Here is a 13,456-nt window from a genome sequence, read left to right as displayed (position 1 = left end):
ACGGCGCCCTCAGAAGCAACCAAGCGAAGTTCTAGGAATAGGGGGCAGCGCAAAATAGTTGGCACGAATGATGCAAACCAAAGAGATAACCGCCAAGCCCGCATCCGGACGGGAGCCTGGAGAAACCGCCAATGCACATCGTAATCTGCATCAAGCAGGTGCCGGACTCGGCACAGATACGGGTCCATCCGGTGACGAACACTATCATGCGCCAGGGTGTTCCGACCATCATCAACCCTTACGACCTGTTCGCCCTCGAAGAAGCCCTCAGACTGCGCGACGCCCATGGTGGCGAAGTTACCGTGCTCACTATGGGTCCGCCCATGGCAGAGGACGCGCTGCGCAAGGCGCTCGGTTACGGCGCCGACCGAGCGGTGCTCTTGACCGACCGCTATTTTGCCGGCTCCGACACGCTGGCGACCTCGTTCGCCCTTTCCCAGGCAATCGCGAAGGTTGGCGAGACGTTCGGCACGCCAGACCTCGTCTTCACCGGCAAGCAGACGATCGATGGCGACACCGCCCAGGTCGGGCCCGGCATCGCCAAGCGCCTCGGACTCCTGCAGCTGACCTATGTCGCGAAGATCGCCTCTATTGACCTTGCTGCGCGCGAGATCAAGGTCGAGCGCCGCTCCGAAGGCGGCACACAGATGCTGAAGAGCCGGCTCCCTTGCCTGATCACCATGCTGGAAGGCACAAACGAGATCCGCCGGGGCTCGATCCAGGACGCCCTGTGCGCCGCGCGCAGCCAGGTCTTGAAATGGAGTGCGGCCGACGCCGGCATTGAGGATCTCACCAAATGCGGCCTGCGCGGTTCACCGACGGTCGTCAAGCGCGTTTTCGCCCCTCCTGCGCGGGCGGAAAAGGCGGCAAAAATCGACACCGCCGAGATGGCTTTGCGCGATGTCGCTGACGAACTCATCACGGCAATCTTCACCCGCCAGCCGGCATTGGAACATGAGCTCGCCTTCAACGGCGGCGCGTGAGAGGGCAAGGATCAGACGATGTCGAACGCGAACCGAGAAACCCCTCGCCCTGCCGCCGGCCGTGCCGGCATAAAGAAGGAGCTGCCCGCGCATTTCAAGGACTACCGGCACGTTTGGGTTTTCATCGAGCTCGAACGCGGTCAGGTCCATCCCGTATCATTCGAACTGCTCGGCGAGGGCCGCAAGTTAGCAGACAAGCTTCAGGTCCAGCTTGCGGGCGTCGTGCTTGGACCGCCGGGAGAGGCCATCGGGAACGCCGTTGCCGAAGCCTTCGCTTATGGTGCCGACCTGGTCTACATCGTCGAGGAGCCGCTGCTCGCCGACTACAGGAACGAGCCTTTCACCAAGGCGATGACGGATCTGGTCGATACCCACAAACCCGAGATCCTTCTTCTCGGTGCCACCACACTCGGCAGGGATCTTGCCGGCTCCGTGGCGACGACCTTGCAGACAGGGCTCACGGCCGACTGCACCGAACTCGATGTGGATACCGATGGTTCGCTCGCCGCCACCCGTCCGACTTTCGGCGGTTCCTTGTTGTGCACGATCTATACGCTCAATTTCCGCCCCCAGATGGCGACAGTGCGACCGAGGGTCATGCCCATGCCGCAGCGGGCGGATAAACCGGTCGGGCGTGTCATCCGGCACAAGCTCTCGGTAGCCGAGGACGAGATCGTTACCAAAATCCTCGGCTTCCTGCCGGATAGTCAGTCGGCAAAGGCAAATCTTGCCTATGCCGACGTCGTGGTTGCGGGAGGCCTCGGTCTAGGCGCGGCGGAGAACCTGCAGCTTGTGAAGAATCTCGCGCGGGCAATCGGCGCCGAGCATGGCTGTTCGCGCCCGTTGGTCCAGAAGAGCTGGATGCCAGCTGATCGGCAGATCGGCCAAACTGGCAAGACTATCCGGCCGAAGCTTTACATAGCGGCCGGGATTTCCGGCGCCGTCCAGCATCGGGTTGGCGTCGAGGGGGCGGATCTCATCGTGGCCATCAACACCGACCCGAACGCGCCGATTTTCGATTTCGCTCACCTCGGAATTGTCACCGACGCGATCCGCTTCCTGCCCGCACTGACGGAAGCCTTCACCCGGCGGCTGTCGCCCCACAGTCGCGACAAGCTTGCGAGCTAAGGGATGGACATGATTGAGGAACAATTCGACGCCATTGTTATTGGGGCCGGCATGTCCGGAAACGCAGCTGCTTACACCATGGCCAGCCACGGCCTGAAGGTGCTGCAGTTGGAGCGGGGTGAATATCCGGGCTCCAAGAATGTCCAGGGTGCCATCATGTACGCGAACATGCTGGAGAAGATCATCCCGGATTTCCGGGACGATGCGCCTCTCGAGCGGCATTTGGTTGAACAGCGGCTTTGGGTGATGGACGACACATCCCATACCGGGATTCACTATCGGTCGGACGACTTCAATGAGGCGAAGCCCAACCGCTACACGATCATCCGTGCCCAGTTCGATAAATGGTTTTCGCGTAAGGTGCGCGAGGCCGGCGCGACGGTTCTGTGCGAGACGACCGTGACGGAACTCATCCGTGACGCCAAGGACAGGGTGATCGGCGTCCGCACAGACCGGGCCGGCGGAGCCATCTACGCGGACGTGGTCGTCCTCGCAGAAGGTGTATGCGGACTGCTTGGCACGCGGGCCGGCCTGCGCGAGATGCCGAAGCCGCAAACCGTGGCGCTCGCCGTCAAGGAAATGCATTTCCTGCCCGAAGAGGTCATTGAGCAGCGGTTCGCGCTCAAAGGCGATGAAGGCTGCGTGATCGAGGCGGTGGGCACGACCTCCCGCAGCATGGCCGGGCTCGGCTTCCTCTACACCAACAAGGAGTCGATCTCACTGGGCATTGGCTGCCTCGTCTCCGATTTCGCCGCGATGGTCGAGAGCCCTTACGTCCTCCTCGACGCCTTAAAAACCCATCCTTCGATCCGTCCGCTGATCGCCGGCTCGGAAGTGAAAGAATATTCCGCGCATCTCATTCCCGAAGGCGGCTACAAGGCTATTCCGCAGCTCTTTGGCGACGGTTGGGTCGTGGTCGGCGATGCCGCGCAACTGAACAACGCCATTCACCGCGAGGGTTCGAACCTCGCCATGACCTCCGGCCGCATCGCGGCTGAGGCAATCATCGAGGTCAAGAGCCGCAACGGTCCTATGACCAAACGGAATCTCGCCCTTTACAAAGCCATGCTGGACAAGTCCTTCGTGGTCAAGGACCTAAGGAAATACAAAGACATGCCGGCCTTGCTCCACACCAATTCCTGCAATTACTTCACGGCTTATCCGCGGTTGATGTCGCAAGCCGCGCAGAACTTCATGCGTGTCGACGGCACGCCGAAGATCGAGAAGGAAAAGGCGACCACGGCGGCCTTCATCAAGGCGCGCTCGCGCTGGGGGCTGGTCAGCGACGCGGTCCGCCTTGCATTGGCGTGGCGCTGAGGGGAGACGAAATGACGATCGCAGTGACGAAGTCACGTGTCGAGGACAAGCTTTACCAGAACCGCTACTTGGTGGATTCCGGCCGTCCGCATATCAAAGTGCGACCGCACGAGAGGCCAAGCGCGAACTTGCTCGCGCTGACCCACGTCTGCCCGGCGAAATGTTATGAGTTGAACGACAAAGGTCAAGTGGAGATCACTGCCGACGGCTGCATGGAGTGCGGCACCTGCCGGATTTTGTGCGAGACCAGTGGCGAGATCGAGTGGAACTATCCACGCGGCGGCTTCGGAGTCCTCTTCAAATTCGGATGAGGACGCACGCACCGTATCAACAGGGTCAATCTTGGTACACCTGAGGTCGCGACCAACGCCAAGTCTATCTTTGCTTGAATTGCCGCGCCACGAAGAGAAGCTCGTGAATACTGTGCTTTCAGAATTCAGACTCAGACACAAAAGGAGGAGCACTCTGGACGACAACCGCTGAGGTGTTTCCATGGCTCACGTACCGCAAGATCGGGTCGACGAGGTAGCACCTCGGGATACCCGCCCTGAACCGCCCATCAAAAGCATGCCCCAAGCAGATATCGCGCTCAGGGGACTCTACGAGATATCGAAGGTGCTGACCGCCCCCAGCGAGCTGGAGATTACGCTCGCCAATGTCGTGAACATCCTGCCTTCGTATCTGCAGATGCGTCACGGAGCAATCGTCGTCCTGGACGCTGAAGGAGAGCCGGAGATTGCCGCAACTGCCGGCAATACCGACGCACCTCAATCAGGCACTCGCCGCGTCATACCACAGGCCATAACAGATCAAATCGTCGCTACGGGGACGCCGCTCTTCATACCGGACGTCCGCAAGTCCCAACTATTTCAGGCTGACCTTCAAACATCTTCGAGCAGCGGCACCATCCCAATTGCCTTTATCGGTATCCCGCTAAAGGCTGATCATAAAATCCTTGGGACATTGTCGATCGATCGCGCCGGAGACGGCGCCACCGACTTTCGCGACGACGAGGACACATACTTCCTGACGATGGTCGCCAACCTTGTCGGCCGGACGATCCGTCTCCATCGCATCCTGAGTACAGATCGTCAGCGGTCTGTCCATGAGCAATGGAGACCGGAGAAATCGCCCAACGAGGGGAGGACCTACGACCCTGCCCGGCATGCGGATGTCAAAATCGACGGGATCATCGGGGAAAGCCCCGCACTCAAGCAGGTGCTCGAAACCGTCTCGGTCGTAGCAGGTACCAATTCCACCGTGCTACTGCGGGGTGAAAGCGGCACCGGCAAGGAATTCTTTGCGCAAGCCATCCATAAGCTCTCACGTCGGAGGAAGAAGTCTTTCGTCAAATTGAACTGCGCCGCACTGTCTGAAAGCGTTCTGGAGTCAGAACTGTTTGGGCATGAAAAGGGCGCTTTCACGGGTGCTATCTCCCAGCGCGCCGGTCGTTTTGAATTGGCAAATGAGGGAACGCTGCTACTTGATGAAATCGGCGAGATTTCGCCGGCCTTTCAAGCCAAGCTGTTGCGTGTCTTGCAGGAAGGCGAGTTGGAGCGAGTCGGCGGCACCAAAACGCTACAGGTCGACGTGCGCCTCATATGCGCCACCAACAAGGACCTCGAGACGGCCGTCATAAAAGGGGAGTTCAGGGCCGACCTTTATTACCGCATCAATGTGGTGCCAATTATCCTGCCTCCGCTCAGAGAGCGACCCGGCGATATTCCACGCCTTGCGAACGCCTTCCTCAATCGATTCAACAAGGAGAACGATCGCGCACTCGCCTTCGCGCCGTCGGCGCTTGACCTGATCTCGCAATGCTACTTCCCTGGTAACGTCCGCGAGCTCGAGAACTGCGTCCAAAGGACGGCCACACTTGCGCGTTCAAGGACGATCACGCCATCCGATTTCGCCTGTAAGAAGAGCCAGTGCCTTTCCTGGCTCCTCTGGAAGCGAGCCGACCGCTCGAATGGCGGCAATACCATCGACGATCTCGCACGGGTCAACGCAGTGCCGGTCGGATTGCGGCTGCCGGCCAGTCGCATCGGTGCCTCCGCAGGCAACGTATCTCCCCTTGCGGCCGGCGATCCAAACGATCCCGCTTGTCCCCCGCGTCTGACGGAACGCGACCGGCTGATCGACGCGATGGACAAGGCCGGTTGGGTTCAGGCCAGGGCGGCTCGTATCCTCGGCCTCACGCCGCGGCAAATCGGCTACGCGCTGCGCCGGCATGGTATCGAGGTGAAGAAATTCTAGACGTCGTGATGACGTCAAACGTAAGCCCGGAGTAGTCTCCCTCACACCCTTCGCGCCCAAGGCTGGTAGCCTTCGCGACCCGATTTGCTTGTCCACTGTCGGAAGCCCGACAAAGGTGTGTCGGAGCAATCCGACGGAATCCGACACGAAAGCCAATTCGTGAACCAAAACCGCTCTTTGAGCTGGCATAGCTCTTGCGGTTTGAACTGCGACATTCACCCAGCAACGGAGCCGTTCGATGTCCGCACCGGCAATTTCGCTTGAGAGCCTCAGCACGACATTCGGTGACCAGTTGCTTGCCACCGTGAAAGCCGGTGGCTGCGCGTCTTCGTCCTGCGGCTCGTCGATAAAGCCGGACGACACGGATCCGGCTGTCTGGGACAAGATCAAGGATCACCCCTGCTTTTCAGAAGAGGCGCATCACTATTTCGCGCGCATGCACGTCGCGGTCGCGCCCGGCTGCAATATCCAGTGCAACTACTGCAATCGCAAATATGACTGCGCCAACGAAAGCCGGCCTGGGGTGGTCTCCGAAAAGCTGACACCCGACCAGGCGCTACGCAAGGTGGTCGCGGTCGCCAACGAGGTGCCGCAACTTTCCGTGCTCGGCATCGCCGGACCGGGCGATGCCTGTTACGACTGGAAGAAGACGAAGGCAACGTTCGAACGAGTTGCCAGGGAAATCCCAGACATCAAGTTTTGCATCTCCACGAATGGGCTCGCGCTGCCGGACCATGTCGATGAGCTTGCCGACATGAATGTCGATCACGTGACGATCACCATCAACATGGTCGACCCTGAGGTCGGTGCAAAGATCTATCCTTGGATCTTTTACGACCATCGCCGCTACGTCGGCATCGAAGCCGCCCGGATCCTGCACGAGCGGCAGATGTTGGGTCTGGAGATGCTGACCGCGCGCGGCATCCTCACCAAAATCAATTCGGTGATGATCCCCGGCGTGAACGATGAGCATCTGATCGAGGTGAATAGATGGGTCAAGGAGCGAGGCGCGTTCCTGCACAACCTCATGCCGCTGATTTCGGACCCGGCGCACGGCACGCACTACGGACTGAGCGGGCAACGCGGCCCAAACGCAATGGAGATGAAGGCTCTTCAGGATCGTGTCGAAGGCGGCGCCCAGTTGATGCGCCACTGCCGGCAGTGCCGGGCAGATGCCGTCGGCCTGCTCGGTGAGGATCGTGGCCAGGAATTCACAGTCGACCGGATTCCCGGCGAGGTCACCTACGATGCCAGCAATCGCAAGGCCTATCGGGAGCTGGTCGCGGAGGAGCGCCGTGATCACGTGGCGGCTAGGAGAGAAGCGATCGGATTGGTCAAGGCAGCGAGCCCCGGCAAGTCCCTTCTCTTCGCAGTGGCCACCAAGGGCGGCGGCCGCGTCAATGAACATTTCGGCCATGCGAAGGAATTCCAGGTTTATCAAGCCTCGCCGAGAGGGATCAGCTTTGTCGGGCATCGGAAGGTGGAGCAGTATTGCCTCGGCGGCTGGGGCGGAGAAGCTGCCCTCGATGGCGTCATCGCAGCGCTTGAGGGCATAGATTTCGTGCTGTGCGCCAAGATCGGAAATTGCCCGCAGGATCAGCTCGCGGACGCTGGAATCCGAGCCACCGACGCTTATGCCCATGACTATATCGAGACCGCAATCAGCGCGATTTACGCCGCCGCGTGTGGGACCCCCGCACTCGCGGCGACGGCCTGAGCTGTCTCATTCATTCGGACCAGGAGTTAAAATGGCTTTCAAGATCATCGCATCCCAATGCACCCAATGCGGCGCCTGCGAATTCGAGTGTCCCTCCGGCGCGATCAAGTTCAAAGGCGAGAGCTATGTGATCGAGCCGCAAAAGTGCACCGAGTGCGAGGGGGTCTTCGATGCGCAGCAATGTGCCTCGGTATGCCCGGTGCCGAAGACCTGCGTTCCTGCGTGACGAACATTGGGCTGCCGACATGGTCGGGGATGCCTTCGCAGGACGCCTGGAACGCCTTTGTTCACAATCTGCAGCCTCAAGAGAAATCAGGGAACGGACATGTCGCTCGGACGCGAAGAGGAGGTCGAAATCCGCAGGCCTCCACGATTCATGCCGGGAGAGCGGGTACGTGCCACTCGCCACATAAAAAATGACGGCACCTATCCTGGCAGGGAGATCGGCGAAAATCTCGTGCGGAAGGGCGACGAGGGATATGTGCGCGACATTGGCACCTTTCTCCAGCAGTTCTTCATCTATGCGGTCGAATGGATCGACCGTGGCACCGTCGTCGGCATGCGAGCGCGTGAACTGATGAGCCTCGACAAAGCCGAGGCGCCCTGCAGTGCTGAAAACGATACCAATGAAGGGACGGCCAGATGAAAGTCATGATCCGCAGGACCGATGCTGGCTTGTCGGCGTATGTCCCCAAAAAGGACCTCGAAGAGCCGATCATCAAGCTTGAGAAGGAAGAGTTGTGGGGCGGAACTGTGACGCTCAGGAACGGGTGGCGGCTCCTCCTACCCGATCTTCCACGGGATACGCGTCTGCCGATCACCGTCGAGGCAAGGAAGGTTTCCGAAGAGGACTGATGCTGCCCCTTGATAGGTGCGTCGCGAGGAACGAGCATGAACACGATCCTGACATCGGGCCACCTCGTCATCGTGCGGGACAGTTTTGCCGAAAAGCTGCTTGACTTGGCGAAGGAAGCGCTCGCCGCCGATGAGGTGATCCCCTATCTCGGTCCGGGTCTTCTTGGGTTCAACTGTGCGGAACCGCCTGTGCCGCATACGCCGGAGCTCGTTGCCGCGGCACTCAATGCGCGGGCGCCGGCCCCTTCCAGGATCCGCACCAATATGTGGTCGGTTGCGCAGTTCATCGAACAGCGCCGGCATCGCCGGACGCTTCAAGCTTGGATGACCGACATATTCGCAGCGCCGGTGGCGCCGACCCTCCTCCACGCCTGGCTCGCAAGGCTGCCGCTCTCCCTCATCGTCGACAGCTGGTACGACGGCGCGATGCGCACGGCTCTCGTAGAGACCGGCCGAACGGACGTCGTTGAGATACAAGGCGTCACGCGGGCGAACGAAATCGGTAACGTTTGGACGAAAACCTACGATTTGTGCGGGAGGGAACTCGACCCCCGATCGGGGGCGAAGACGGTTCTCTATACACCTCACGGGAGTATTAGGCCGGCGCAAAACTTTCTCGTCGCAGATTCCGACTATGTCGAAGTCCTGACCGAAATCGATATCCAGACACCGATCCCAGACCTGGTGAAGGAACGGCGCATCACCCGTGGATTTTTCTTCGTTGGCTGCCGCTTCAACGATCAGATGCTGCGCACCTACGCCAGGCAGATCATGAAGCGCTCCCGAGGTCCATATTGCGCGGTAATGGACGCGGAAACGCTGACCAGAAACGAAGCGCGTTTCCTTGCGGCAAGCGGAATCACGGTGATCGACATGCCAGTAGGTGAAGCCGCGGCTCGGCTTATAGGAACGCGCCCTGCTGCAGGTGGTGGACAGGATTAACAATGGCGGGCCCCTTTGATGATTGGTCCTTCGGCTTGCCTCGAAGGCGCAAAATGCAGTCGGGAATCAACCGTGAGCAGTGATGCTATCGGCAGCGCAACGAACGCTCTGAATTCGTTGACCGATGTGGAAGCGGCGCGCTGGGGCCGGGATTTGAGTACGCTGTTGCGCATCACGCGTATGAATTTGCGCCATCCGTGGCAGGTTGCCCTCGCTATGGGCTCGACGATCATGGCGGCAATCCTCCAGTTGCTCATTCCCCAGCTTCTCGGCCGGGCTGTCGACCAGACCCAGACAGTTATCGGGGGCGGTGTCGCGGGGAGCGCGGCAGGACAAGCGCTCTGGGCCCCGGCTCTCCTGCTGCTCGCCGTCAGCGCGCTGCGCGGCGTTTTCACGATGGCGCAGAACTATTTTGCCGAAGCCGTCGGGCATCATGTCGCGTACGAACTGCGGCTCGCCTACTACGACAAGATCCAGCGTCTCAGCTTTTCCTTTCACGACCGGGTCCATTCAGGCGATCTGATCACCATCGGAATGCTCGATCTCCAAGGCGTGCGGATGTATTTTTCCACCGCGCTCGTTCGCGTGGTCCTGCTCACCATGCTGATCGGGATCGGCGCCTACATGATGATCTCGACCGATCCCATGCTCGGCCTGGTCGCGCTGAGCTTCGTGCCTTTTGTCGCCTGGCGCTCATCGACCACACAGCTTAGGCTGCGCGCCACCTGGCTCGACCTCTATGAGCGCCTTTCGGTACTAAGCCGCGTGATGAAGGAAAATCTCGCAGGCATCCGCGTGGTCCGCGCTTTTGCGGCTCAAGCCTATGAGATGCTGAAGTTCGACGGCGCTTCCAAGAACGCGCTCGACCTCGCCCACGACCGAGTTGACATCTACGTGCCCAGCACGTCGGCGATGACCTTGTCCTTCTTTTTCGCAATGGGATTGGTGCTCTGGATCGGTGGCAGCAAGCTCGTCGCTGGCGAGATAAGCGTCGGAACGGTGGCGACCTTCCTGACCTTCATGACAATCCTGCAAATGCCAGTCCGCCAGATCGGCCTCATGGTCAATGCCTTTGCCCGCGCTTCTAGCTGCGGTTCGCGGCTTTTCGGTCTCCTCGACCAGGAGATCACAATCAGGGATGCTCTCGAGGCCAGACCGCTCGAGATAAGCGACGGCACTCTGCGCTTCCACAATGTCTCGTTTGCGTACCCCAGCGCCGAAAACCGCGCCATTCTGAAGAACCTCAGCTTTGAGGCCCGTAGAGGCGAGACGATCGCGATCGTCGGTCCGCCGGGTTCGGGCAAATCGACGATAGCTCATCTGGTCCCCCGCTTTTATGACGTGACCGGTGGCGCCATCACGCTGGACGGCCAGGACATACGCAATGTCACCCTCGCGACGCTTCGCAAGGCGGTCGCCGTCGTACAGCAGGATGCATTCCTATTCACCACTACGATCGAGAACAACATCGCTTATGGCGATCCCTGGGCGAAGAGACAGCGAATCGAACGCGCTGGCGAATTCGCCCAGCTCCACAACTACATCCTCGGGCTCCCAGCGGGCTACGAGACGGTCGTGGGCGAACGCGGCGTCTCTCTCTCTGGCGGCCAGCGCCAGCGTCTCACGATTGCTCGCACCATGATGCTGCGCCCCTCCGTCGTCGTTTTCGACGACTCAACGGCCGCGATCGATGCCGGCACCGAGCAGCGCATCCGCGCGGCGATGCGGCGCTTCGCCAAGGATCGGGTGACGATCATCATCGCGCACCGGCTGAGTGCGCTTATGCATGCCGATCAGATCCTTTTTGTCGATAACGGCGAAATCGTAGAACGCGGCACGCATCAAGAGCTTTTGGCGAAGCGGGGACGCTACAGGGCCCTTTACGATCTCCAGACGCGCCCGGGTGATGACATTATGACCCAGTATGGGGGCGCCCGCTGATGGCGCAGGGCCGCGCCGGCGAACTCGAAGCCGAACGTGATGACGGCAGACGCCCTCCGCGCGCGGTTGTCGGTTCGCACCGCATCGAGGAGGAGATGTTCGGCCGGGCTTTCGACAAGAGCATCCTCCGGCGCATCTGGGCCTTCGTCCGTCCCTATCGGGCCAGGGTAGTCATCACGATTGCAGCAATGCTGATCTTCACGGGGACGCAGCTTCTCATCCCGTTGATCATCCGCTACGCGATCGACCAGGGCATGAACCCGGCAAGGACCGATCGCTCAGCCCAGCTTGCGGCCGTCGGCGCGTTCGTCTTGGCGATTTTGGTCAATTTCGCTGCCGGCTACATGCAGGAAACTGTGGTTGGGAAAGTGGCCGAAACTGTCCTGTTCGACATCCGCCGCGCCATGTTTGGCCATCTGCAGAACGTTTCGCTCTCCTTCATGGACAAGACCGAGGTCGGACGCCTCATGTCGCGCCTGCAAGGCGACGTCAACTCCATACAGGAATTCCTCGAAACCTCGGTATATTCCGTAGGCGATGTTGCGCTCCTCTTCGGCATCGTTTTCGTAATGCTGTCGCTCGACTTCCGCCTCGGCCTCCTGACGCTCTCGGTTCTGCCGGTCCTGGTGATCGTCCGCATTGTCTGGCTGCCGCGTGCCCGCGACGCCTTCATGGCTGCACACGAGACTAATTCCGTCGTCAACGGCGCGCTGGCCGAAGCCATTCACGGCGTGCGCACCGTCCAGTCCATGGACCGCCAGCAGGTGAATTTCATTCTCTTTGACGACAAGGCCCATGCCAACCTCAGGACCCACCTGATCGCTGCCAAATATGCACTGCTCATGGTGCCTATCGTCGATGGCCTCACCGGCCTCGCCATGGCCGCCGTCATTGTGGTCGGCGGCTCGATGGTCATGAATGGCCGCATAGATGTGGGCGTATTGGTAGCCTACCTGTTTTACATCCAGCGCTTCTTTGACCCGATCCGCTCACTCACCCTGCAATATTCCATCATGCAGCGCGCCATGGCCTCAGGCAAGCGCCTGACCGATGTGCTCGACGTCAAGATCGATGTTCAGGACAAACCCAATGCCGAGGTGCTTTCGCCTGAGATGGACGGCTCGGTCGAGTTCAGGGACGTCACCTTCGGCTACAATCCGAACCGTTCGGTGCTGAAAAATGTCTCCTTCCGGGTCAATCCCGGCGAGACGGTCGCACTGGTCGGGCCGAGCGGTTCTGGCAAATCGAGCGCGATGGCCCTGGTCCACCGCTTCTATGATGTTCAGCAGGGCCAAGTGCTGGTCGGCGGACATGATGTGCGCGATCTCACCCAGGAATCGCTCGGCCGCCAGGTGGCCATGGTGCTGCAGGAGCCGTTCCTGTTCACCGGGACGGTCTTCGAGAACATTCGATACCACAAGACAGAGGCCACGCGCGACAAGGTGATCGAGGCCGCCAAGGCGGTCGGCGCCCACGACTTCATAATGAGCCTCGCCGACGGGTATGAGACCCAACTTGGCGAACGCGGCGACAACTTATCTCTCGGCCAGCGCCAGCTTATCAGTTTCGCCCGCGCCCTCGTCGCCGACGCCAAGATCCTCGTGCTCGACGAAGCTACCGCCAACATCGACAGCTACACGGAAATGCAGATTCAGAAGGCTCTGATAAAGCTGCTTGAAGGCCGCACTGGCCTCGTCATCGCCCACCGTCTTGCCACGACCCGGGGTGCCGACCGCATCATCGTGCTTCAGAATGGCCAAGTTATTGCGACTGGCAACCACGATCAGCTAATAGCCATGGGGGGCCTGTATTCCAAACTCTACAATCTCAACTACGCCTCCTTTGACGATATTCCAGAACACGATACGACCGTACAAGCCGGCTCCCAGACCTGACGTCTTGGCGGCCTTGTGGTACTGACATTGACTTCGGGCGTGCCGGCGGACACTCAGGCCGCCGCAGACGAGGAAGCAGGCAGCATTCATGCAAAGCACTCGCGCGGATCGTGAGGACCGGCTGCGAACGATTTCCTCCAGCGTCGTTATCCGACCGCGGTGCACGCCGCGACATCGGGCGAACTCGCTCCAGGTGGTGTCGCTCGGCGTAGCAAAGCCGCTCGCGAGCGCGCCCTCAACAGCGCCGTAGCGAGTGACGGCTTTGCTACCGCCGAGCCGCTGATGAAGCTGGATGCGGGAGCCGCCACCGGCGCCGCCCCGGTCGAGAAGAACCTCTGCGGCCGGCTATGGGCAATGACTAGCGCGAGCGCGACGAGCAGACGCGTGCCGGCACCGTGGCGCGCTCGGCCATCATCTCCTTA

12 protein-coding genes are annotated in these 13,456 nt (G+C 60.4%); all 12 read left to right on the top strand.

Going from position 1 to position 13,456, the window contains the following annotated elements:
- Positions 1-131: 131 nt before the first annotated feature.
- The 12 genes from NKH12_RS07660 to NKH12_RS07605 all read left to right on the top strand — a co-directional run bounded on the left by NKH12_RS07660 (position 132) and on the right by NKH12_RS07605 (position 13,034).
- Positions 132-983, top strand: coding sequence for an electron transfer flavoprotein subunit beta/FixA family protein (locus NKH12_RS07660; protein WP_352752958.1), 852 nt, complete (start codon positions 132-134; stop codon positions 981-983).
- Between the two features lie 18 nt (positions 984-1,001).
- Positions 1,002-2,111, top strand: coding sequence for an electron transfer flavoprotein subunit alpha/FixB family protein (locus NKH12_RS07655; protein WP_352548221.1), 1,110 nt, complete (start codon positions 1,002-1,004; stop codon positions 2,109-2,111).
- A gap of 9 nt (positions 2,112-2,120) precedes the next feature.
- Positions 2,121-3,428: an FAD-binding protein gene (locus NKH12_RS07650; protein WP_352700549.1), complete on the top strand. Its 1,308-nt coding sequence runs from the start codon at positions 2,121-2,123 to the stop codon at positions 3,426-3,428.
- Positions 3,429-3,439: 11 nt separating this feature from the next.
- Positions 3,440-3,739, top strand: coding sequence for a ferredoxin family protein (locus NKH12_RS07645; protein ID WP_023678245.1), 300 nt, complete (start codon positions 3,440-3,442; stop codon positions 3,737-3,739).
- A 181-nt stretch (positions 3,740-3,920) separates the two neighbouring features.
- Positions 3,921-5,684: a nif-specific transcriptional activator NifA gene (gene nifA, locus NKH12_RS07640; RefSeq protein ID WP_352896365.1), complete on the top strand. Its 1,764-nt coding sequence runs from the start codon at positions 3,921-3,923 to the stop codon at positions 5,682-5,684.
- A gap of 238 nt (positions 5,685-5,922) precedes the next feature.
- Entirely contained in the window at positions 5,923-7,401 is a 1,479-nt protein-coding gene (gene nifB / locus NKH12_RS07635) for a nitrogenase cofactor biosynthesis protein NifB (RefSeq protein ID WP_352952569.1), read from the top strand.
- Between the two features lie 31 nt (positions 7,402-7,432).
- Entirely contained in the window at positions 7,433-7,627 is a 195-nt protein-coding gene (locus NKH12_RS07630; protein WP_023678248.1) for a 4Fe-4S dicluster domain-containing protein, read from the top strand.
- 99 nt (positions 7,628-7,726) lie between these two features.
- Positions 7,727-8,047, top strand: a complete 321-nt coding sequence (locus tag NKH12_RS07625; RefSeq protein ID WP_352952568.1) for a nitrogen fixation protein NifZ — start codon at positions 7,727-7,729, stop codon at positions 8,045-8,047.
- The gene (gene nifT, locus NKH12_RS07620; protein ID WP_023678250.1) at positions 8,044-8,256 is read left to right on the top strand and encodes a putative nitrogen fixation protein NifT; all 213 of its coding nucleotides are present in this window, start codon (positions 8,044-8,046) and stop codon (positions 8,254-8,256) included. The genes NKH12_RS07625 and nifT overlap by 4 nt, the downstream gene beginning before the upstream one ends.
- A 36-nt stretch (positions 8,257-8,292) precedes the next feature.
- On the top strand, positions 8,293-9,198 hold the full coding sequence (locus NKH12_RS07615) for an SIR2 family NAD-dependent protein deacylase (RefSeq protein ID WP_352952567.1): 906 nt from the start codon (positions 8,293-8,295) through the stop codon (positions 9,196-9,198).
- 72 nt (positions 9,199-9,270) lie between these two features.
- Positions 9,271-11,139: an ABC transporter ATP-binding protein gene (locus tag NKH12_RS07610; protein ID WP_352952566.1), complete on the top strand. Its 1,869-nt coding sequence runs from the start codon at positions 9,271-9,273 to the stop codon at positions 11,137-11,139.
- The gene (locus tag NKH12_RS07605) at positions 11,139-13,034 is read left to right on the top strand and encodes an ABC transporter ATP-binding protein (protein ID WP_352952565.1); all 1,896 of its coding nucleotides are present in this window, start codon (positions 11,139-11,141) and stop codon (positions 13,032-13,034) included. The genes NKH12_RS07610 and NKH12_RS07605 overlap by 1 nt, the downstream gene beginning before the upstream one ends.
- The last annotated feature ends 422 nt before the right edge of the window (positions 13,035-13,456 follow it).

The organism is Mesorhizobium sp. M1322, assembly GCF_040318085.1.
Taxonomy (GTDB): domain Bacteria; phylum Pseudomonadota; class Alphaproteobacteria; order Rhizobiales; family Rhizobiaceae; genus Mesorhizobium.
This window is presented reverse-complemented; position numbering and strand designations above follow the sequence as displayed.